The sequence below is a fragment of the Pleionea sediminis genome (assembly GCF_007570825.1).
GTDB classification, from domain to species: domain Bacteria; phylum Pseudomonadota; class Gammaproteobacteria; order Enterobacterales; family Kangiellaceae; genus Pleionea; species Pleionea sediminis.
The window spans coordinates 1,281,926-1,304,430 of sequence record NZ_SUNB01000001.1 but is presented as its reverse complement, the minus strand read 5'-3'; the positions used below and the strand labels follow the sequence as shown (position 1 = coordinate 1,304,430).

At 41.5% G+C, this 22,505-nt stretch carries 23 protein-coding genes; 18 read left to right on the top strand and 5 right to left on the bottom strand.

Going from position 1 to position 22,505, the window contains the following annotated elements:
• Positions 1-30 precede the first annotated feature (30 nt).
• Complete coding sequence (locus tag FAX86_RS05245; protein WP_144392289.1) at positions 31-471, top strand: MgtC/SapB family protein; 441 nt, start codon at positions 31-33, stop codon at positions 469-471.
• Between the two features lie 57 nt (positions 472-528).
• On the opposite strand, the gene gcvP is transcribed toward FAX86_RS05245, so the two are convergent.
• The 5 genes from gcvP to hslR form a co-directional block, all read right to left on the bottom strand.
• Positions 529-3,420 carry an aminomethyl-transferring glycine dehydrogenase gene (gene gcvP / locus FAX86_RS05240; RefSeq protein ID WP_144392288.1) on the bottom strand — a complete coding sequence of 964 codons (2,892 nt, stop codon included), beginning with the start codon at positions 3,418-3,420 and terminating at the stop codon, positions 529-531.
• A gap of 133 nt (positions 3,421-3,553) precedes the next feature.
• Positions 3,554-3,943 (bottom strand): glycine cleavage system protein GcvH, encoded by a 390-nt coding sequence (gene gcvH, locus FAX86_RS05235; RefSeq protein WP_144392287.1) that lies wholly within the window; start codon positions 3,941-3,943, stop codon positions 3,554-3,556.
• Positions 3,944-4,017: 74 nt separating this feature from the next.
• Positions 4,018-5,103, bottom strand: coding sequence for a glycine cleavage system aminomethyltransferase GcvT (gcvT, locus tag FAX86_RS05230; RefSeq protein WP_144392286.1), 1,086 nt, complete (start codon positions 5,101-5,103; stop codon positions 4,018-4,020).
• 192 nt (positions 5,104-5,295) lie between these two features.
• Entirely contained in the window at positions 5,296-6,174 is an 879-nt protein-coding gene (gene hslO / locus FAX86_RS05225) for an Hsp33 family molecular chaperone HslO (protein WP_144392285.1), read from the bottom strand.
• Positions 6,175-6,213: 39 nt separating this feature from the next.
• Positions 6,214-6,600, bottom strand: coding sequence for a ribosome-associated heat shock protein Hsp15 (gene hslR, locus FAX86_RS05220; RefSeq protein ID WP_144392284.1), 387 nt, complete (start codon positions 6,598-6,600; stop codon positions 6,214-6,216).
• Positions 6,601-6,850: 250 nt separating this feature from the next.
• Between hslR and gspC the strand changes: the two genes are divergently transcribed.
• The 17 genes from gspC (at position 6,851) to FAX86_RS05135 (ending at position 22,497) form a co-directional block, all read left to right on the top strand.
• On the top strand, positions 6,851-7,777 hold the full coding sequence (gene gspC / locus FAX86_RS05215) for a type II secretion system protein GspC (protein WP_144392283.1): 927 nt from the start codon (positions 6,851-6,853) through the stop codon (positions 7,775-7,777).
• Between the two features lie 114 nt (positions 7,778-7,891).
• Positions 7,892-9,940 carry a type II secretion system secretin GspD gene (gene gspD, locus FAX86_RS05210; RefSeq protein WP_246128500.1) on the top strand — a complete coding sequence of 683 codons (2,049 nt, stop codon included), beginning with the start codon at positions 7,892-7,894 and terminating at the stop codon, positions 9,938-9,940.
• Complete coding sequence (gene gspE, locus FAX86_RS05205) at positions 9,930-11,492, top strand: type II secretion system ATPase GspE (RefSeq protein ID WP_144392281.1); 1,563 nt, start codon at positions 9,930-9,932, stop codon at positions 11,490-11,492. The genes gspD and gspE overlap by 11 nt, the downstream gene beginning before the upstream one ends.
• A complete protein-coding gene (gene gspF / locus FAX86_RS05200) occupies positions 11,492-12,715 on the top strand; it encodes a type II secretion system inner membrane protein GspF (RefSeq protein WP_144392280.1) in 1,224 nt (407 codons plus the stop codon). The genes gspE and gspF overlap by 1 nt, the downstream gene beginning before the upstream one ends.
• A gap of 19 nt (positions 12,716-12,734) precedes the next feature.
• The gene (gspG, locus tag FAX86_RS05195; protein WP_144392279.1) at positions 12,735-13,196 is read left to right on the top strand and encodes a type II secretion system major pseudopilin GspG; all 462 of its coding nucleotides are present in this window, start codon (positions 12,735-12,737) and stop codon (positions 13,194-13,196) included.
• A gap of 9 nt (positions 13,197-13,205) precedes the next feature.
• Positions 13,206-13,832 carry a type II secretion system minor pseudopilin GspH gene (gspH, locus tag FAX86_RS05190; RefSeq protein WP_144392278.1) on the top strand — a complete coding sequence of 209 codons (627 nt, stop codon included), beginning with the start codon at positions 13,206-13,208 and terminating at the stop codon, positions 13,830-13,832.
• Positions 13,804-14,217, top strand: a complete 414-nt coding sequence (gene gspI, locus FAX86_RS05185; protein ID WP_144392277.1) for a type II secretion system minor pseudopilin GspI — start codon at positions 13,804-13,806, stop codon at positions 14,215-14,217. The genes gspH and gspI overlap by 29 nt, the downstream gene beginning before the upstream one ends.
• A gap of 15 nt (positions 14,218-14,232) precedes the next feature.
• Positions 14,233-14,853, top strand: a complete 621-nt coding sequence (gene gspJ / locus FAX86_RS05180; RefSeq protein ID WP_164503469.1) for a type II secretion system minor pseudopilin GspJ — start codon at positions 14,233-14,235, stop codon at positions 14,851-14,853.
• The gene (gspK, locus tag FAX86_RS05175) at positions 14,850-15,914 is read left to right on the top strand and encodes a type II secretion system minor pseudopilin GspK (RefSeq protein ID WP_144392275.1); all 1,065 of its coding nucleotides are present in this window, start codon (positions 14,850-14,852) and stop codon (positions 15,912-15,914) included. Before gspJ ends, gspK begins: the two co-directional genes overlap by 4 nt.
• Positions 15,914-17,167: a type II secretion system protein GspL gene (gspL, locus tag FAX86_RS05170; protein WP_144392274.1), complete on the top strand. Its 1,254-nt coding sequence runs from the start codon at positions 15,914-15,916 to the stop codon at positions 17,165-17,167. Before gspK ends, gspL begins: the two co-directional genes overlap by 1 nt.
• Positions 17,164-17,628, top strand: a complete 465-nt coding sequence (gspM, locus tag FAX86_RS05165) for a type II secretion system protein GspM (RefSeq protein WP_144392273.1) — start codon at positions 17,164-17,166, stop codon at positions 17,626-17,628. Before gspL ends, gspM begins: the two co-directional genes overlap by 4 nt.
• Positions 17,629-17,685: 57 nt before the next feature.
• On the top strand, positions 17,686-18,432 hold the full coding sequence (locus FAX86_RS05160; protein ID WP_144392272.1) for a type II secretion system protein N: 747 nt from the start codon (positions 17,686-17,688) through the stop codon (positions 18,430-18,432).
• A gap of 4 nt (positions 18,433-18,436) precedes the next feature.
• Positions 18,437-19,102: a GMP/IMP nucleotidase gene (gene yrfG, locus FAX86_RS05155; protein WP_144392271.1), complete on the top strand. Its 666-nt coding sequence runs from the start codon at positions 18,437-18,439 to the stop codon at positions 19,100-19,102.
• Complete coding sequence (nudE, locus tag FAX86_RS05150) at positions 19,099-19,650, top strand: ADP compounds hydrolase NudE (RefSeq protein WP_144392270.1); 552 nt, start codon at positions 19,099-19,101, stop codon at positions 19,648-19,650. The genes yrfG and nudE overlap by 4 nt, the downstream gene beginning before the upstream one ends.
• 50 nt (positions 19,651-19,700) lie before the next feature.
• The gene (cysQ, locus tag FAX86_RS05145) at positions 19,701-20,516 is read left to right on the top strand and encodes a 3'(2'),5'-bisphosphate nucleotidase CysQ (RefSeq protein ID WP_144392269.1); all 816 of its coding nucleotides are present in this window, start codon (positions 19,701-19,703) and stop codon (positions 20,514-20,516) included.
• A gap of 96 nt (positions 20,517-20,612) precedes the next feature.
• Positions 20,613-21,584 carry a CHAD domain-containing protein gene (locus FAX86_RS05140; protein WP_144392268.1) on the top strand — a complete coding sequence of 324 codons (972 nt, stop codon included), beginning with the start codon at positions 20,613-20,615 and terminating at the stop codon, positions 21,582-21,584.
• Positions 21,585-21,603: 19 nt separating this feature from the next.
• On the top strand, positions 21,604-22,497 hold the full coding sequence (locus FAX86_RS05135; RefSeq protein WP_164503468.1) for a DUF350 domain-containing protein: 894 nt from the start codon (positions 21,604-21,606) through the stop codon (positions 22,495-22,497).
• Positions 22,498-22,505 lie beyond the last annotated feature (8 nt).

The window sequence follows — 22,505 nt, the reverse complement described above, 5'->3', positions numbered from 1 at the left end:
TGTTTTTTTAGACTATAGATGGGAAATCTGATGGAATCATTATTTGGCTTAGACTGGCAAGAAATTTATGAAAATTTGATAAAGTTAGGTGCTGCATACTTATTCTCGCTTCCCATTGCTTATGACCGCGATAAAGAAAGTCGTGGTGCTGGATTGCGGACATTTCCTTTAGTTTCATTGGCTGCTTGCGGATATGCATTAGTGGGTATGTCAGTTTTAAGCTCAACAGAAGCAGAGGCTAAAGTGATTCAAGGAATTATTACTGGAATTGGTTTTATTGGTGGCGGTGCTATATTAAAAAATAATGGCTCTACTTCTGGAACGGCCACTGCAGCGAGTATCTGGAATACTGGGCTCATTGGTGTTGCCGTTGCTTTTGAGCGGTATGAAATAGCGCTCTTGCTATCGACGATAAATTTTATAACGTTACGATACGTTAAGAAATTTAAAGATAGTGACAGTGATAATTAATGACTCTTGAGCAATAAAAAGGCCGCTAAAAAGCGGCCTTTAATATTTACGAGTATTTTAATCTCGATAACTGTCTATGGTTGGACAGCTGCACATCAAGTTTCGATCGCCAAATACATCATCAATACGATTTACTGATGGCCAAAATTTGCTTGTAATTTGATCGGCAAGTGGGAAGCATGCTTCTTTTATTGAGTAACTTTTTTCCCACACTGTTAAATCGAACTGAGTGTGAGGAGCATTTTTTAAAGGGTTATCCTCTTTATCTAATGCGCCGGTTTCAATTTTGTGAATTTCTTGCTTGATAGCAATCATGCTTTCAATAAAACGATCCAGCTCAGCTTTCGATTCACTTTCCGTTGGTTCTATCATCAGAGTTCCAGCAACAGGGAAGCTCATTGTAGGAGAGTGGAAGCCGAAGTCGAGTAATCGCTTTGCAATATCAACTTCTGTAATGCCAGTGTCTGCTTTTATTGGTCTTAAATCGATAATGCACTCGTGTGCAACGCGATCATTTCTTCCGGTGTATAAAACTGGGTAGTGATCGGCCAGCCGTTTGGCTAAGTAGTTTGCATTGAGCAATGCATACTCTGTCGCTTCTCTTAGACCCTTGCCACCCATCATGGCAATGTACATGTAGCTGATTGGTAGAATTGAAGCACTGCCGTAAGGTGCGGCTGATACCGCACCGTTTTCTCTGTTAGGTCCTTCAATTGTTTTTACTGCATGGTTGGGAAGAAACGGAGCAAGATGTGATTTTACTCCAATTGGCCCCATGCCTGGGCCACCGCCACCATGTGGAATACAGAATGTTTTATGGAGATTAAGGTGAGATACATCTGAGCCAATTAAGCCCGGAGCGGTAATACCCACTTGCGCATTCATGTTGGCGCCATCCATATAAACTTGACCACCGTGTTGGTGTACGATGTCGCAAATATCTTTTATTGATTCTTCGTAAACTCCATGAGTTGATGGATAAGTCACCATAATAGCGGCTAAGTTTTCAGAGAGTTCTTCTGCTTTTTTCTTTAAGTCGTCGATATCAACGTTGCCTTTATCATCGCAATTCACAACGACGACTTTCATATTTGCCATTTGCGCACTGGCAGGATTAGTGCCGTGAGCTGAACTTGGAATTAGACAAATATTGCGATGTCCTTCGCCGCGGCTTTCATGGTACTTCATGATAGCAAGCAACCCAGCATACTCTCCTTGAGCTCCTGAGTTGGGTTGCATCGAAATATTATCGTAGCCCGTAATGGTCACTAGCCAATCGCTTAATTCTTGGATCATTTGTTGATAACCTTCCGTTTGATCATTTGGCGCAAACGGATGGATATTGGCAAATTCTGGCCAGGTGACGGGGATCATTTCGGATGTTGCATTGAGTTTCATGGTGCAAGAGCCTAATGCAATCATCGAGTGAGTTAACGAAATGTCTTTATTTTCCAGTCGCTTTAAGTAGCGCAACATCTCTGTTTCTGAGTGATAAGAATTGAATACTGCGTGGGTTAAAAACTCACTATTGCGTTGTAACTCAAGGGGCACACTGCTTAAAGTGTTAGCAACCAGTTTCGCATCTTCTTGCTCTAAATCGAAAGCAGGTGATTTACCGGTGATAACTTCTAATAGAGTTTTTATGTCTTCTCGAGTTGTTGTTTCATCGATCGAAATACCAAGGTTACCCGTTTCATCGACTCGTAAATTTAATTGGTTGTCGTTTGCTCGTTGTAAAACGGAGGCTTTATCTGACACTTTAATTGTTAGAGTGTCAAACCAATGCTCGTTTTCAATTGTCACACCAGATTGTTTTAATCCTTCTGCCAGAAGTGAGGTGAGCCTGTTGATACGAGTTGCAATTCTTTTTAAACCTTCTGGTCCATGATACACCGCATAAAATGAAGCCATATTGGCAAGTAACACTTGAGCAGTACAAATGTTCGACGTAGCTTTTTCTCGACGAATATGCTGCTCTCTTGTTTGCATAGCCATGCGCAGAGCTTGATTACCGTGCGTGTCTTTTGATACGCCAATAATTCTGCCAGGCAAAGCACGTTTGTAGGCGTCTCTTGTTGCGAAGAAAGCGGCGTGAGGGCCGCCATAGCCCATTGGTACACCAAATCTTTGAGCTGATCCAAGTACTACATCGGCGCCCATTTCTCCGGGTGATTTTAGAGTGACTAAGCTCATTAAATCGGTTGCGACAGCGACAATGGCTTTTTTCTGGTGCAACGTTTCAATCGTATTTTCAAGAGGAAGGATATTACCAAAGCGATCTGGGTATTGAAGGAACGCACCAAATACATCGTGATTTGCGGCATCGTCCGCTGGACCGAAAATCAACTCAAAGCCAAAGTAGTGCGCCCGTTCTTTCATTACATCGATGGTTTGAGGATAAGCATTTTGATCGATGAAAAAGGCATTGGACTTTTTGTTTTTTGAAACACGTTTTGCTAATGCCATTGATTCTGCAGCAGCGGTTGCCTCGTCTAGTAAAGAAGCACTGGCTAAGTCTAATCCGGTCAAATCCATGGTCATTTGTTGGAAGTTAATGATTGCTTCCAATCTGCCTTGCGCACCTTCTGGCTGATAAGGCGTATAGGCCGTGTACCAACCTGGATTCTCGAGCACATTTCGCAAAATAACAGTTGGGGTTTTTACGTTGTAATAACCCATTCCGATGTAAGATTTGAATACTTTGTTTTTGCGCGCCAGACTATGAAGGTAGCTGAGAGCGTCAGATTCGCTTTTGGCCGCTGGGAGAGGAAGAGGTTCCGCTAATTGGATTTTTTTGGGAACGGTTTGCTCGACAAGCTCTTCAATTGAATTCATGCCAAGGGTCTGGAGCATTTCGGCAGTTTCTTCTGCACTGGGACCGATATGCCGTTGAACAAACTCTTGATTGTTTTCCAATTGGGTGAGGGTTTGAGTATTTGACTGATTCATTCGTGAACTTCTTCCAGTAATAGCCGGTTTAAGACTTCGCATTATACGGCAGTCGTTTTCAAAAATTGCAGACTATAAAAACAAAAGCCTCAACAAAAATTTGTCGAGGCTAATTGAGTTGTTTGTTTCCGACTTATTCGTCGGCGATAGACTCTTGGTAAGCTTCAGCGTCCATCAAATCTTGATAATCCGTTTCGTTGCTCGGCTGAATGCGAAACATCCAGCCATCACCATAGCAATCGGTATTAACGGTCTCTGGAGCGTCTTCCAGAGTATCATTTATTTCAATGATTGTTCCGGAGATAGGAGCGTAAATGTCCGAAGCGGCTTTAACCGACTCAACAACAGCGATTTCATCGCCAGCTCCAATATCTGAGTCAATCTCAGGTAACTCGACGTACACGACGTCTCCAAGAAGACCTTGCGCATGGTCAGTAATACCGACAACTATACTGCCATCGTCTTCCAGGCGAGCCCATTCATGGCTTGATGCGTACTTTAACTCGCTAGGGATATCGCTCATTTAAATAATCCTCGTTGCTTCATTTACTGTTATTTTAACGTAATTTTAAAATTCTTCTTAAACTATCTATCGGTCTAAACGAGAGGCTCGCCTTTACGCACGAAACATGCCTTTACAACCTTGGCAGGAACCTGCTTGCCACGCATTTCAACCATGACGGTTTCGCCACATGTTTTTGGAACCCGAGCAAAAGCAATGCTCTTTTTTAATGTGGGTGACATGGTGCCGCTAGTTATTTCGCCTTCACTGCCATCTTCACAAATAACTTTCATGTGGGGCCGTAAAACGCCTTTGCCTTCCAGAACCAATCCAGCGAGTTTATTTTTGACACCTTCTGCTTTTTGTTGGGTGAGTGCTGTGCGACCAATAAAGTCTCTGTCTTCGGGCTCCCAACTAATAGTCCAGCCCATGTTGGCTTCGAGAGGTGATATATTTTCGTCCATATCCTGGCCGTATAAGTTCATTCCGGCTTCCAGGCGTAGAGTGTCTCTGGCTCCCAGTCCGCAAGGTTGTACGCCTGCTTTTATTAGCGCTTCCCAAAAACTGGAAACCTTGTCGAGTGGAATCATGATTTCAAAGCCATCTTCGCCGGTGTAGCCTGTTCGAGCGATGAAGAATCCTTCGGTATCGACCGCGAAAAAAACGCCTAAGCCTTCAATTGCTTGCTTTTGCTGCTCACTCAATGCGGCTTGGGTTTTCTCAATTGCGTTGGGTCCTTGAACAGCCAACATGGCGTAGTTTTTATTATGGTCAACAGAAACTTCGAAGTTTTGAGCTTGCTTCTGCATCCACTCTAAATCTTTTTCACGTGTAGAAGCATTGACAACGACGCGATAAAACTCCTCGTTAATGAAGTAAGTAATCAGATCATCGATTACTCCACCATTTTCGTTGAGCATGCCACTATAAAGTGCCTTACCCGGTTTGTTGAGCTTAGCAATATCGTTTGCGAGAAGTTTTCTTAAGTATGGTTTTGCATCTTTACCTTGAACATCAACGATTGTCATATGGGAAACGTCAAACATGCCTGCGTCTTGTCGAACGGCATTGTGCTCTTCAATTTGAGAGCCATAATTGATGGGCATATCCCATCCACCAAAGTCGACCATTCTAGCCCCAGCGTCTACGTGAAGCTCATGAAAAGGCGTTTTTAAACCCATAAATAAATTCCTGTCTTTCTGGACAACACTCTATAAAGTGAACTTCACAGTTAGAGGCTGATTTTTATGCTTAATTTTTGAGCGCGAATTATACCTGTCATTGGCGTATTAACAAATCGGATTTTATTGATTCAAACAAACTGTCATTCGATTTGATTTTATAAAAGCACAGAAAAAAATTCATTATTGCTTTTATTGTGTTGTATCAGATTGCATATCACGCCCCGAATTGGCGAATACTTGCTCAACATCGATAGCATCAAACTCGTAGTGGGTTTGACAAAACTCGCAATTCATCGAGACTTTTCCTTCTTTTTCAATAATTTCTTCGAGTTCGGCTATAGGGACCAATAGCAATGAGTTTAATGATTTCTGGCGACTGCACCCACAACGGTAGTTAATTGTTTTCGGCTCAAAAAGTCTTAGGGGATCTTGGTGGAATAATCGATGTAGCACGGTGTTTGAATCGAGAGACAAGGCTTCATCTTGACTTAGTGTGTTTGCCAGTTGGCTGAGATGCTCAAAGCCACTTTCGTCGTTTTCTTCGGGCATCGCTTGTAAAAGAAGCCCTGCAGCCTTGTCTTCACCGCAAAAAAGCCAAATTCGAGTTGCTAATTGCTCCGACTGTGCAAAATAGTCTTCAATGTTTTCGGCAAGACTAGGCTTATGCATGGGGACAATTCCTTGATATCGACGACCACCTTCTGGTTCGATCGTTAATGCCATTTGTGCACCTGGCATCAGAGTTTTGATGTCTTCAGACTCAGGAACGATATCATTGTGTCGAGCGACACCTCGAAACTCATGCTCATGATTGGCCTGAATGAGGAGGATTTTTAAATCCCCGCCACTTTGAGCTTGCAGGGTTAGTCGCCCCTCAAATTTAAGCGTTTCTGCCAGTAAATTTGTCGCTAGAGCTGATTTGAAGAGCTGTTTTTTGACTGGCGCAGGATATTCGTGTCCTGCAACCAACTCTTTTAAACTGTTGCTCAAAGCGATCCATTGGCCTCTAACTGCATGTTCTTCAAATAAAAAACGTTGGATGTAGTCTGTTTCTCTAATATCGTTCATAGCACTAATTCTTTAGGAGTCAGTCGGATTGCGAGTATTTTACTCTTCTGTATTGATTCGTTTAAAGCGATGAATTTGGCGGCGTTGTTTTTTATCGGGTTTTTTCTGTGGAGCGGTGATTCCCGCTGCTTTTCTTAGGGCACGGGCTTCTTCTCGTGATTTGATGCTTTCTTCGGTTTCTTCGTACAGTTTTTGTGCTTCTGGTGCAGGCCCACGTCGATCACTGATCGATTTGATAATAATTTCTTTTTCATCAAAACCAATTCGTAAGGTTACTCGACCATCAATTTGAGCAGAGCGACCAGGTTTCACTCGTTGCCCATCATAATGGACTTTTCCGCCTTCAATTGCGGCTTTGGCAAGGGCTCGTGTCTTAAAAAAGCGTGCGGCCCAGAGCCATTTATCTAATCGGACCTTTTCTTCCATTTGCATCGTTTATAGAGTCACTTGGTAGATTGTGTTTGTGTATGGTGTGGATTGGCGAGTTCTCATAGCAAATTTTATCGAGACACGTATAGCAAAATTTATCTTAAAAGGATATTTTTGTGAATAGTACCCGGTTTACATAAGAGATCCACCAGATTTTTTGGTATGCTAGCGAGTCTTCGCGAATATGCGGTTTAGAATAATAAAATCAGGGCCTTGGCAAGGCAGCGAACTTTAGGAATTTGAGATAATGCAACTTGATGCAGCACTAGTCAATCGGTTTAACAAACCCGAACCTTGGATAAAACTGGGGAGTGGTGTGTTATTAGTGATCAGTTTGTATCTGCTCGCGAAATTGGTATGGCTTTGGGTTGATGCATCGGTGGCTGATTACCGAGTGACTCCGCCTGCTCGGCAAGCAACAGCTGGCCCTTCTCAGCAGGTGCAGGTTTCAGTTAGAGCGATTACCAGCAAGCATTTATTTGGCGATGCCACTGCAATTCCTCAGGCGGATCCCGAACCTATTGAAGAAGAGGTAGCGGGTGAAACACCTCTTCCTCTTAAATTACGAGGTATTTATGCCTCTGACGACAGCGAACGAGCTAGTGCAATTATTGAGTCGGGTGGTGCAAATCAAGAAGTTTATTTTTTAGGCGATGTTGTCAGTGGCGCTCAAGGAGCTAAGCTACATCAGGTGCAGGCCAATAAAGTTATTTTGAATAGAAATGGAAGACTGGAATCGCTGACTTTGGAAGAGTCAGAGTCTGTTATTTCTATGCAAACCGATGCTCGCCAACCAGAGATTCTGCCCGAAACGCCGGATAGAGGCGAAAGTTTGGTGGTTGATAATGCGCGCGTAAAGCGCGAGTTTGCTGATTTAAAAGAGAAGTTGCAGTCTGATCCGGCGAGTCTTAAAGATTTAATACGTTGGCAACCAGTTATGGAGAATGGTCTTATTAAAGGGGTTAAAATTTCTCCTGGTAAAGCCCGGCGGTTATTTTATGAGTTGAAACTCAGAAGAAATGATATTGTCACCAATATCAATGGAGTGCCATTAAACGACCCTTCCCAATTAATGATGTTGCAACAAAATTTAGCTAACGCCTCTGAGGTAAGCTTAACGTTATTAAGAAACGGGCAGTCTCAGGACATCACGGTCAAACTGGGTGGACAATAAGCGAAGCAATTTATTTTGGCTTTTTTAACGATAAACAACACACGATGCTTGGCAAAGTACGATAATACGAGTTATGCAGGTACACATATGATTTCGAAAGTAAGGGACCGATCAATGAAAAAATATTGCCTTATGGCGATACTGATGGTGCTTCTGACCCCTTTTTCGTGGGCGGGTAAAGCGACCGTCAATTTAAAAGATACGGATATTAAGGTTTTTATCGAAACAGTGAGTCGTTTAACAGGTAAAACGATCATTCTTAGCGATAGAGTCAAAGGGAAGAAGGTCAACGTTATTTCCCAAACTCCGCTCGATGAAGATGAGATATGGGGGCTTTTTCTGAGTGTCTTGAAACTCAACGATTTTGGTGTCGTTGAACAAGGAGATATCGTTAAAGTCGTACAGCTTCAAGAAGCCAAGCAAGATGCGACTCGTGTGGATTCTGGTAATTTAGATGCTCCTGCCGATGAACAGGTAACACGAGTTATAAAAGTTGAAAACGTCGATGTTACCCAGCTAGTTCCGGTGCTTCGTCAATTGATCCCTCAACGAATGCATATGGGGCAAATTAGAGCCACTAATGTTTTGTTACTTCATGACTCAAAAGCTAATGTGGACCGAATTGTGAAAGTAATTCAACAAATTGATCATGAGAGTAATGAAGAATTAGAAGTTATCGAGCTTGAACACGCAGCGGCGTCAGAAGTTGTGCGTATTTTAGAAACATTACAGAAACAAGGTGCTCAGAAAGAAGTGGGTACTTCGCAACCTCGGTTCGTTGCAGATGAGAGAACTAACAGCATATTGTTGAGTGCCGAAAAACGAGACCGGCTTCGATTGCGCGCATTGATTTCTCGACTTGATGCAGAAAATAACGCTGATGGAAATACCAAGGTTATTTATCTCAATTATGCGCAAGCCTCTGAAGTTGCTCAACTTTTAGAGGGCGTTGGAGAATCCATCGAAGAGCCACAAGGTAAAACCCAACAACGTGCTAGCGGTAAACCCTATTCAATTAAAGCGCATGAAGGCACCAATGCACTTGTTATCACTGCTCAGCCGGACATGCTCAAATCTTTCGAAGCTGTTATTCGCCAACTCGACATTCGTCGCGCTCAAGTTCACGTTGAAGCAGTTATTGCCGAAGTTTCCGATGTTGGTTTGAAACAATTAGGGGTTCAACTTGCGTCCGCAGCTGGAGCTTTTACCAACTTTGGAAACAACGGAGCCTCAATTGTCGGTGTTGGTCAAGGCATTGCTGCTTTGCAAGGTCAAGAGACGGGCGGCGAAGCTATTTTCGATAATAATGGTAACGTAATTGGAACCAATCCGGTACGTCAGCAAGGTGACAATGGTGCGGCACTCGCTCAGGCTCTGGCTGGTTCACAAGGGGTTGTTTTTGGCTTTGGTGAATCGGATGCGAGTGGCGATTTAGAGTGGGGAGCTTTAGTTCAGGCCTTGGGTCGAGATACCGAGTCAAATGTTTTATCGACACCGAGTATCACCACTTTGGATAACGAAGAAGCGGCAATCAGTGTTGGTCAGGAAGTTCCAATTGTTACTGGGTCAGCTCTTGGAAACAATAATTCAAATCCGTTTACTACGGTCGACCGAAAGGACGTGGGTATCAAACTAAAAATTACTCCTCTCATTAATGAGGGTAATTCTGTTCGCTTACAGATTGAGCAAGAAGTCTCTTCTATCGCTGGTACATCTGGAACTGACATTATTACGAACAAACGACAAATCACTACAACAGTTCAAGTGAACGACGGCGGTATGGTGGTTTTAGGTGGTTTGATTGATGAAGATATTCAAGAGTCGCAAGAGAAGGTACCAATTCTTGGTGATATTCCGCTAATTGGCAGTTTGTTCAGTTCAAATCAAACTCGTAAAACAAAGCGTAATTTGATGGTATTCATTCGTCCCAAAATTTTACGAGACGATTCAAGCATCCATGAATTAAGTTCAAGAAAATATAATTTTATTCGCGGCAAGCAAATCGATATGCGTGCCAAGGGCGTGTCACTGTTCGATGATGATGATACTCCAATGTTGCCCACATGGAATGAGAAGTTGGAATTACCTCCAACATTTGATGAAAGTATGAAGCAGCAGAAAAACGAGACATTGCCAGAAGAGAACCAGGACAATGACAACTGAGATAGAACACGCTGACGATACTTTGCTAGATAGCACCATGCAGCCGGCTGATGAAATGCCGATAGCTGATGATGAAGCTATTGTTCATGCTCGATTACCGTTTGGTTTTGCAAAACGGCATGGAGTAGTTGTTGTTGATGATAAGGCTTCTCCTGCAGTCGTTGTTTCGCGTCAAAATGTTAGTCGAGATGCAATTGTTGAAGTGCGACGGTTTCTCGACCGAGAAATGACTCTGAAGTCGGTGCCTGATGAAGAATTTGAACAACACTTAGGCGCGGTATACCAAAATGATTCTTCTGAAGCGATGCAAGCAATGGAAGACATCGGTGAGGAAATGGATTTATTTCGCTTAGCGGAAGAGTTGCCAGAAACAGAGGACTTACTTGAGAACGAAGACGATGCGCCAATTATCAAGCTCATTAACGCATTGTTAACGGAGGCAATCAAGGAAAGTGCTTCCGATATTCATATCGAAACTTTTGAAAAAGAATTAACCGTTCGCTTTCGTATCGACGGTGTTTTAAGAGAAGTTTTATCACCTAGTCGAAAGCTAGCACCGCTACTTGTGTCACGTATCAAAGTAATGGCGAAACTCGATATTGCAGAAAAGCGAATTCCTCAAGATGGTCGTATCGCTCTAAGAATTGCAAATCGAGCAGTTGATGTTCGTGTATCAACCATGCCATCGAGTCATGGTGAGCGTGTCGTATTACGTCTGCTCGATAAACAAGCCGGGCGACTCGATTTTACTCACCTCGGAATGCCGAAGCAGTTAATGCAACAGATGAGTAGTATTCTGCATAAACCGCATGGAATTATTTTGGTAACCGGTCCTACTGGTTCTGGTAAAACAACAACACTTTATGCTGGTTTAACAATGTTGAACAGCAAACAAAGGAATATTTTGACCGTCGAAGATCCAGTTGAGTATTTGCTCGATGGTATTGGTCAAACTCAGGTTAATACAAAAGTCGATATGACCTTTGCACGCGGGCTGCGTGCGATTCTTCGACAGGATCCTGATGTTGTGATGGTTGGTGAGATTCGAGATTTAGAAACCGCACAAATTGCTGTTCAAGCGTCATTAACGGGTCACTTGGTTTTATCTACTCTACATACAAACACTGCTGTTGGTGCGGTAACTCGATTAGTTGATATGGGCGTCGAACCATTTCTATTGTCATCTTCAATGCTTGGTGTGTTAGCTCAACGACTAGTACGTACACTTTGTAACGACTGTAAAGAACCTTATTTGCCCGACGAAACAGAATGTCGATTGATGGGATTTGATGAGACAAATCCGCCACAAATATATCGAGCAAAGGGTTGTGAAGAGTGTCGGAATCTTGGTTATCGAGGTCGACAAGGTTTATTTGAATTGCTTCTAGTTGATGATGAAATGCGAACCATGGTCCATAACGGCGATAGTGAGCAAAAGGTTGAGCGTCATGCCCGTCAATTTAGTCCTTCAATTCGAGAAGACGGAAAAAATAGAGTGCTGGAAGGCATGACCACCATCGAAGAAGTTCTCAGAGTAACGCGAGAAGACTGATGGCAGCATTCGAATACAAAGCACTGGATGCAAAGGGGCGTCAAAAGAAAGGTATTTTAGAAGGCGATACCCCGAGACAGATTCGCGCAAATTTACGTGATAAAGGATTAGTACCTTTAAGTGTTGAAGCGGTAACGGAAAAACACCGCAAGCAACAATCCAAAAAGCCTATTTTTGCTTCGCCAGGAATGAATTCAACTGACCTGGCATTAGTTACCCGTCAACTTGCAACGTTGATTAATGCAGCTATTCCGGTGGAAGAGTCACTAAAAGCCGTCGCCGATCAATGTGAAAAACCAAAACATCAAACGATTATGATGGGTGTTCGTTCGCGAGTTGTTGAGGGCCATACTCTAGCCGATGCACTCAGAGAATATCCGCGAGTCTTTGACGATTTATTTTGCTCTATGGTTGCAGCTGGTGAAAAATCTGGTCATTTAGATGAAGTTCTAGAGCGTTTAGCCGACTACACTGAGCGGCGGCAAGAAATGAAGTCAAAGATTTCTTCGGCTATGGCTTACCCAATTATCTTAGCCTTTGCGAGTATTGCCATCGTTATCTTTTTATTGGCTTACGTAGTCCCACAAATTGTTGATCAGTATCGACATATGGGTGGAGAGTTACCTGCCCTGACTCGCGGATTAATTTGGACCAGTGAATTTGTTCAAAACTGGGGCGTGATGATCTTTATCGCTTTTATCTTAATTTATATTGGTGTGAAAACCTTATTAGCGAATCCAAAGCGTAAAACAAAATGGCATAGAACTATTCTAAACCTGCCATTTTTAGGAAGAGTTTCCAGAGGTGTGAATGCAGCCAGATTTTCCAGAACCTTATCTATTCTAAATTCAAGCTCAGTTCCTTTGCTTGATGCCTTAAAAATTTCAGGTGATGTAATGACAAACCTCGAACTTAAAGATGCAGTTCATGAAGCTGCCTTTAAGGTTCGTGAAGGAACATCATTAAAAGCTTCTCTACAAGCAACCAAACATTTTCCACCCATGATGTTACATATGATAGGCAGTGGAGAAGCTTCGGGTGAACTTGATCGTATGCTTGAAAAAGCAGCGGACAATCAAGACCGCCAATTTGAAACTTTAGTTAATACGGTTACTAATTTGCTTGGACCATTGATGATTTTGATTATGGGTGGTTTTGTTGTCACCATTGTTCTAGCAATTTTGTTACCAATTTTTAATATGAATCAATTACTTAATTCGTAGTTTTAAGGAGTCTTTTCGAATGCGTCGTCAAAACGGTTTTTCATTAATGGAAATATTAATAGCGCTCGTGATTATTGGAATCTTGGGATCGCTTGTGGTTGGAAATTTTATGGGAGCTGTTGATGACTCTCGGTTCACAAAATTAAAGTCAGACTTTAAGGCTTTCGAGAGTGGGTTGATGCGATATTACAGCGACAATGGTTTTTACCCCTCGACTCAACAAGGCTTAGCTGCTTTAGAGCAACGGCCAGATAGTAATCCCGAACCGACGAATTATCCACGCGGCGGTTATTTAAAAATTGAAAAAGATCCATGGGGTAATGAGTATTTGTACCTTTCTCCTGCAGAATATGGAGAAGGTGATTATGAAATAATTTCTCTAGGTAATGATGGTCAAGAAGGTGGCGAAGGTATGGCAACTGATATTGCGAATTGGAACGTCGATGAATACGTTCAAAGTATGAAGCAAGCGAATCAGTAACATTTGAAAATGCATAACCATCAATCTCTCAAGCGCAAAAATGGTTTCACATTAATCGAAATTTTGATTGGATTGGTGGTTGTCGCACTATTAGCTTCGTTATCAGTTGTCGCATTCTCTGACAAAAGAAAAGAAGAACTCGAAGAGCAGTCATACCGACTTTATGCTTTGTTAAGTCAAGTTAAAGATGAAACCTTATTACGAGGAATCGATATCGGTTTGAGGTTAGAAGAGCAGAAGTATTTGTTTTATGTGTACGACCTTGAAAATGAAAAATGGCTGCCACTAACTGATGATGAACTTTTTCGGGAACGAGAAATTCCTGAAATTTTAGAATTAAAAGTTGTTGTTGATGGTAATACCATCTTCTCTGAAGATGATGCGGAAGATGTCGATATTTTTGAAAAAGATGTTGATATTTTCGAAGAAGAAGAGGAAAAAATTGAGCCGCCTCAGATTTATGTATTGTCTTCTGGAGAAATGAATGATTTTAAAATTGCGCTTGGATGGATTGATGAGGATCCTAAATATTATTTGATCTCAGGCAATGTATTGGGTGAGCTTGAGTTAGAGGGACCTCTGTCTGGAAATATGAGAGATGAAGTGAATGACAACAGCCTACTTAATTTCGAATAAATCCAAAATTAAAGGGTTCACTCTACTAGAGGTTTTAATTGCTTTGGTTGTTTTAGCCTTAGCTTTTACAGCTTTGAATAACTCAATTTTTGAATCGGGAGAGTCGCAACTCTATAGAAAAGAGAAAACGCTAGCCCACTATGTTGCTATGTACCGTTTGAATGAAGTAAAGCTTGAAGAGCCGTGGCCTAATATCGGTACAACCCGCGGTGAAATTCAAATGGCTAAACAGAACTGGACATGGCAACAACAAGTTTTAAAGACAACTGAAAGTGGATTTAGAAGAGTCGAAGTGTCTGTTGGGTTAGAAAGAGATCCTGATTATAAATTGGCAAAAGTGGTCGCTTTTGTTGCAGAGCCATCAGAAGATGGCCAACGTCGCTAAATAGGTATTGTTAGATTGTTTAAGAGTCAAGGTTTTTCATTGCTAGAAATTATTGTTGCAGTAGCTATTACTGCAATAATTTCTGTCTTGGCTTTTCAGCAGCTAAGTACGGCTGTAGGTACTCAAGAAAGTGTTAAGCAAAGCGATGACGCGTTAGCACAATTGCAGCGTGCGATTAATCGCATTTCGACGGATCTCCAGCAAGTTGCAGCGAGATCTGTGCGTAATGAATATGGTGATAAAGTTCCAGCTTTGATGGGTGATAAAAATGGTGCTGAGAGTTTTTTGAGTTTTACGCGTCAGGGCAAAAGAAACCCGGCAAATTTGCCAAGAACTGAATTAGAACGTGTTACCTATCGTTTGGAAGAGGACAAGTTAGTTCGCGAACAATGGGCTACCCTTGATATTGCCTTAGAAGAACAAAAACTTCCATTAACCTTAATGGAAGATGTCCTCAAGTTTGAAGTTGAATTCTATGCCGACGAAGAATGGATGGAATCTTGGCCCATTGAAGATTATATGGGAGCACCTCAAGAACAATTATCTAATAATTTCCCTCGTGCCGTTAAAGTTACCATTGAAACAGCCACCCTTGGGCAATTGATTCAAATTTACCCATTAGGAATTGGGTCATGAAAAAGCAAGGTGGCGCAACATTATTGATCGTCTTGATGGTGATGGCATTAGCGACGCTTATTGCAACTCAGTTAACGGAGCACAGTGTGTTCAGTAAAAGACGTACTGACTTAATGTTAGGACGAGATCAGGCGCACCAATTGGCTTTAGGTGGAGAGGCTTTAGCAAAACAGTGGTTAGCAAAAGGATTTGGTAAAGATGCGAGTACGGTTCACTTGAAACAACCTTGGGCAACAACACCTTTTGAATTTCCTATCGAGGGAGGCTGGATAAAGGGAACTGTAGAAGATGCGTTGACTTGCTTTAACTTAAACTCTCTTGATACCGCAGCGACAGAAGGTGGAGATGGAGGTCCAGGTAGAGATGGAGATCCAGGTGGAGATGGAGGTCCAGGTGGAGTTCGAAATGGAACTCAGAGAGAGCCCGAAGCACAAATAGTTTACAAAAATCTGCTAACTGAAGCTTTAAGAGAAGTGGATGATATAGAGCTACAACCGGATAATCTTATTGCTCCGGTTGTTGATTGGATAGACTCTGATATAAATCCTACGGGGATTAATGGTGCTGAAGATATGTTGTATACGGGATACGAAATCCCATATCGAACGGCGAATAGTTGGATGGCGAGCAAATCAGAATTGAGAGTTATTCAAGGTTATACAGCTGACGTTTATAAAGCAGTGAAAGATTATGTCTGCGCAATACCGGCTAATGATATCAGTAAGATCAATATTAATACTGTTACCGAAGAAAAAGCCGCTGTATTAGCAGCTGCTCTTAATACTGATACGGGAAAAGCTCAAGAGATTATTAGCAATCGCCCGGAAGATGGATACAGTGACGTTAACGAAATTAATGAGTACTTACCCCAGGGGCAAGGCACGAATAGAGGCGGAGCTCCGAGTTTAGAACGCGTCTCAGTAACTAGTAATTTATTTGTGTTAAATATAGAAGTCGAATTTAAAGGTGCAAAATTTAGGATGAGTTCGTTAGTTGAACGGTCAGGAGATGCCAAAGATGCACCCTTTCGTGTGAAAGCACGATATTTTGGAGAGTTTTAATGAAGAAACGGCTTTTTATTCAATTGCCAGACGACCCTAATAATGCGCTTATTTGGGGACAATGGAATTCTGATGATGAGCGATGGGACGATCGAGGTGAAGTTTTGTCGGTTGACCTGGTTGCGTTAGCCGAAAGAGCTCAAAAATGCGAAACGATTGTAATAGTGCCCGCAAGTAAAGTGACTTATAAGCAAGTTACAACGCCTGCGAAACAGTTAAAGCAAATTCAAGCGGCTGTCCCTTATATGCTTGAAGATCAATTAGCGAATCCGATTGATCAACTTCATTTTGCTTACGGAAAGCGAAATAAAGATGGGAAAGTTGATGTCTTTTGGACGACTCACGAGCAGATGGAACAATGGCTCGAATGGTTTGATCAAGCAGAAATAGCAGCTGATGTCATTGTAAGTGAAAATGCTTTATTAAAAGACGCCACCGACGCAACTGAAATTATTCTTAACGATAGATTTGCATTGGTTAACGAGGTGGGTGGAGAATGTTGGAGCTGCCAGCGAGATCTGCTCCCTTTAATATGGAAACCAAGCTCTGATCAAGCAGCAGGTGATTCTGAAGAGAAAAGTTTAGAAAGCGAAATTGATCTTACGATGATCCGTATTTTTCATACGGGTGAGCTTGAGTCTGTATGGCAGGAAAAAGAAAATGTCATTGCACAAGCTTTAACAGAGTACGAATTATTGGATTTGTTTTGTCAAGAGTACAGTAAAAATGCTGTCAATCTTCGACAGCTTGAATATGTTGTAAAGAAGCAGTCTAATCTTCAATGGAAAAAATATAAAGCACTAACCTATGTTTGCGGGTTCTCTTTTGTAACCTTTCTAATTTACCAAGGTTCTAGCTTTTTTGTTTTACATCAGGAAAACAAAGTTGTTCGCGAACAAGCTGAACAAAAATTCCAACAGGTGTTTTCAAGAAGGCCTCGTGCTGGCAGCATTTTTGGGCAGGCTAAGCGATTAATTCAACGCCAGGGTTCTGGAAACGAACAAGGCGAGTTTCTTAAGTTGCTTGAACAAACGTCAACTCAAATCGCATCTATCGATCAAATTCGGCCGACAAGTATTACCTATGATGGACGAAAGGGAGAGTTAAGACTCGATGTTCTTGCGCCAGACTATCAAGCTCTTAATAATTTCAAAGACACTTTAGTCAAAAGCGGTTTACAAGTTGATATGTCATCCGCTAGTGCTCAGGGTGATGCTTACTCAACAAGGCTAGTGATAAGGAGTCGATCATGAATCAGATAGTTCAATGGTATGAGCAGCTTGCTGAGCGTGACAAGAAAATTGTCCAAATCGCAAGTCCGGTAGTTGTCTTATTACTAATTATTTTTGCCATTATTTTACCTGTGAACAATCTTGTATCTGACTTAAGAGATGATGTGAAAGATAATAAGCAGGCTGTTGTTTATTTACATCAGCAAGCTCCTCAGTCATCTGGAAGTGGTAAACGAAGCTTTTCTTCGCTTACCAGTGTTGTTACGAGCACGACTCGACAAAAGCAATTTCAACTAGCTAGATTTGAGGAAAAGAAGAACGGGGAAATTAATGTTTGGTTTGATGAAATCTCTTTTGACAAGATGTTAGAGTGGCTTGCTGATTTAGAAAACGATTATGGAATTACAACTTCTTATATCAATATTAGTCAAACACAAGAGATCGGGATTGTCAGAGCGAATGTGCGTTTGGTTTCAAGCTAACAACGAATCAAGTTGTGTCAAAATTGCATTCGATACAGCGAAAAAATTGAGTTTTATATGACTAAAAAAACATTATTTTTATCAGTTTTATTGTTTTTAATTTTTTTGATTGCGACAGTACCTGCTCGCACGGTAGTTAACTTACTGCCAGAATCCTTGCCTGTGAAAGCAAGTGGTATTTCTGGGAGCCTTTGGTCAGGATCCGCCGCGTCATTACAAATTAATCGTCAAGGTATATCTAATGTTGAGTGGTCGCTAAATCCTATTTGGTTGTTCACTGGTAAAATTGGTGGTTCTATTTCAATGGACGATGATAACGTTTCAGCTGATGGTGGTTGGAAAGTTGGATTCGATGAAACCTTGTACCTTAGTAACATGAATGTGAAATTACCTGCTGACAAATTGTCTGGGTATTTACCAATGCAAGGCATGAGACTGAGCGGTGATTTTCGTCTTGAAATTAATAATTTATCTTTTAATGAAGTCGAAGGGCCAAAAGATGTATCTGCCAATATTTATTGGATGAAAGGGGCTGCTTCAATTGCGGGACCAATTATTGATTTAGGTGATTTTACACTTGCCGCAGAATCAAAAGATGATTCAAAGATTGAAATAGTTGTTAAACCTTCAAAAAATGTTCTAGACGCACAAGGATCTGCAGTTGTAAATTGGCCAGAAGATGTTGCTTTAGATATCTCCGTAACCGAAAATGTTCCTGAGCAATTAAAAAGTACAATCGCTTTTTTGAAAAAATCAGACAATAATCGTCGTACTCTTCAAATGACATTACCACTTAGGCGATAAACATATGCCTGTATCTCTCGACTGGAGTGCTATCGATACGGTTTTACTCGATATGGATGGCACAATTTTAGATCTCCATTATGATAATTTTTTCTGGCTTCAATATTTACCTGGTGCTTTTGCGGCAAAAAATAATATTGATGAGCAAGAAAGCCGAGAGATTCTCAAAGCAAAATTTGATTCACAAAAGGGTAAGTTGAACTGGTATTGCTTAGACTATTGGACGAGAGAGCTTGATCTCGATATTGTTTCTTTGAAGAAGGAGATCGAGCATAAAGTTGCCTTTCGGCCAAAAGCCGTAGATTTTTTGAAATATCTCAATCAAATCCAAAAGCGAGTGATACTTGCAACGAATGCACATCAGCAAGTACTTGAAATAAAACTTTTGAATACACAATTTCATCAGTATTTTGAAGAACTTGTTTCATCTCACGAGTTTGGTTTGCCAAAAGAAGAGCAAGGATTTTGGATGTGTCTTGAAGAACGATTAGGTTTTGATAAGAATCGGACTTTATTTATTGATGATAGTATTGATGTGCTAAACTCTGCCCAAGAATACGGAATAAGATTTTTATTGGGTATTGAACAACCCGATAGCCAGCAAAAACCCCGGTCGATGAAACCGTATGGAACTCTTTCTTGTTTTTCTGAAATAATGGCCATTGAATGAATAAAAAGCCAAAAATCCTTAAGCAAACAGAAGTAGCGCGAACACGAATTTTTTGTGTTGAAGAGTTAGAGCTAGAGTTCTCCAACGGAGAACAGAGAATATATGAAAGACTTAAAGCGGGTGGTTCAGGTGCTGTGCTTGTTGTGCCAATTAACGAAAACAATGAGTTGCTAATGATCAGAGAATATTCTGCAGGGATAGATGATTACGAGCTTGCATTGCCCAAGGGACTTATAGAAAAAGGAGAGCCGGTGTTGGATGCCGCAAATCGTGAGCTGAAAGAGGAAGTAGGCTTTGGTGCTAACCATTTAACCGCATTAAAAACTATAACGCTAGCGCCTGGCTACTTAAGTCATAAAATGGATATTGTGTTAGCTCAAGATTTATTTCCTGAGAAGCTTGAAGGTGATGAGCCAGAACCAATAGAAGTTGTGCCTTTTAATTTCAATCAGATGGATGAGCTTATTGCTCGAGAAGATTTTACTGAGGCTCGTAGTATCGCTGCCTTATATCTTGCCCGAGAATACCTTAGTAAAAGAGTTAACTAATAATCGCCTGTAATCACTCGTTGAATAAAAATAGACAGTAGGAATATCACGTGGACTACCAAGAATTAATAGAACCAGTCATAAACATTTCAAAAAAGGCAGGTGAAGCCATTTTGAAAATTTATAATTCAAGTGATTTTGGTGAAAGAATTAAAGAAGATAAATCACCATTAACGGAAGCTGATTTAGCTTCTCATCAAATTATTTGTTCTGAATTGGAAAAGTTAACACCGGAAATTCCCGTTTTGTCGGAAGAAAGCAAAAATATCACGTTTGAACAACGGCAATCGTGGCAAACGTATTGGTTGGTGGACCCATTAGATGGTACGAAAGAGTTTATCGCGAGAAATGGAGAATTTACGACAAATATTGCTCTAATTGTTGATGGACGACCTATTCTAGGCGTGATTTTCGTCCCTGTTAAAAATACGTTTTATTATGGCGCGCGACATTACGGTGCTCATCGAATTATTGCCGGTCAGCCGGTAGAAAAAATCCAAGTGCGCTCCGTTCCCTTGGAGCAAGGTGAAAAACATTACACTGTCGTTGCGAGTCGCAGACATGGGCTCGATAAAGTCGAAGCCTTGTGCCAAAAGATGTCGAATGTCGATCTAACGAGTAAGGGTAGCTCATTAAAAATGTGTATGGTTGCTGAGGGTGAAGCTGACTTTTATCCGAGACTTGCGCCAACCTCTGAATGGGATACTGCTGCAGCGCAAATTATTGTTGAAGAGGCAGGCGGGCAAATTGTCAAAACTGATTTTTCTCCACTTGAATACAATACCAAAGAAGAGCTTTTGAACCCGCACTTTTTAGTGCTTGGTGACTCAAATGAAAATTGGCAACAACTTCTTAAATCATCTTGAGTTTATATCTGTGAACTAACTTCATTTATGAATTTGTAATAATTCGTCGAGTGTGTAGACTAGTTCGGGCGTTGGAAGTTATCGAAAGGAGCATAAATGTACAAACCCTGGATACTTATATTGGTTGTGCTTTCGCTTTGTGCTTGTGTCAGCAAAGAAGAACAACTATCTGAGTGGATAGCTGCTGATATCCCGCAGGTTGAGCGAAGTTTAGCCAATTTGAAATCTCAACTGGACGCTGGGAAACTGACAAATGCGCGAAAACTAGAATCATACGCGAATGCCATGCGAAGGGCTCAACCTCAGTATGCTTCTTTATTCGATAATATGTCGAAGAATGCACTGTCTAGCGGACCCATGTTTCAATCGTTGGAAGAGCGTTTGCGAGAGGTTAAGACTAAACCTGGCAAAAGCATTACAGAGCTAGAGAAGAGTTTAAATGAACTCTATTACTTGAAAGAAGCTGCACAGCCTAAAGTTTTTAATGATGCACTTTCTGATAGCGTCAACGTTTTAGCTGACATGTCTGGTGGTAAGTTAGACCGAGTGCAGGCAGTATCGCGAAGAACTGAGAAAGCCAGTAACCCCGACATTAATTCTGCTCCAGGCTCACAATTAATCGGCAATCCTCAATATGGTCAGTGGGTTGATGATGGTAGTGGCGGTTTTATGTGGCAATGGTTTGCTGCTTATTGGCTCTTTGATGAAGTCCTTGATCTGGACGACGTTTTCGAACGCAAAAGATATTATGGGTATTCCAGTTGGTCTTACCGAAGACCTTATTCGTATTATCACGATTATGGAAGATACCGTTATACCAGCCCAAAAAGAATTCAAAAACAAAGCCGTATAGAGCAAAAAACAGCTAAAAATTATCGGCAGAGTGGTAAGCGATTCAACAGTCCTTACGCTAAAAAACGAACCGGTGCGAGTCGCTTAAGTAGCGTGAGTCAAACCCGGCCTTCATCTGGAAGTTTCCGAAAGGCATCTTCGTATCGAAATTCTTCTACCAGCTCAAGTCGACGCGGATACTCACGCACTAGCCGTGGTCCGAGTCGAGGAAAATAGATTTTAAGGGGACATGAGTATGCAATTTAATTCTATTGATATTTGGAGTTTACAAGCAGTTTTGCTCGACTTGCTTGTCGTTGTCGTTCTACTTGTGAGTCTCAAGTTCGTTAAAGGTCTTTTATCGAACGTAAATTCTCAGAGTGAATTGGTGGATAAAAATAATGCGGCGTTTGGAATTAGTTTTGGCGGCGGTATTTTGGCATTAGGAATCGTGCTTACAGGTGTCTCTTCAGGAGAGTTTGCTGATTCGCTGGTACAAGAAGTTTTATCTATGGCCGTGTTTGGTGTTGTTGGTTTAGTACTAATTCTTGTTGGTCGTTTAGTACAAGACAAACTCGTATTAAGACAAATTGATATTCACGGTGAGCTCGCTAAGAATAATGTTGCATGTGCTTTAGTGGATGTTGGTCATATGGTTGCTATTGGCTTGATTATACGAGCGGCGATGATTTGGATTCCAACGGCAGACTTTTCTATTATTCCTTTGCTGCTTGTTGCATTTGTCCTTTCACAACTTGTTATGTTATTGGCTTCCGCTTATCGAATTAAATTATTCAAGTCGCGTAATACAGGCCATTCTAATTGTTTACAATCTGCTATTTCCGAGGGCAACGCTGCGCTTGCGTTGCGTTATGGAGCGTTTATGGTTGGTGCTGCTTTAACGGTTACAGCTGCTTCTCACTTGGTAGTCTATAATCCTGACAACCAATGGTTATCTGCCGTGTTCTGGTCCGGAATCTCCGTTGTTTCTGTTTTAGTTTTTGCCTTGCTTGTTTTGATAGTGCGAAAGCTTGTTCTCTCTGGGGTTGATGTTGCTGAGGAAGTTGACCGTGAAAAGAATACTGGTATAGCTGCCGTTGAAGGAGCCATTTTTGTTGCTGTAGGTGCTGTTCTAACAGCCTTGATCTAAGTCCTTTT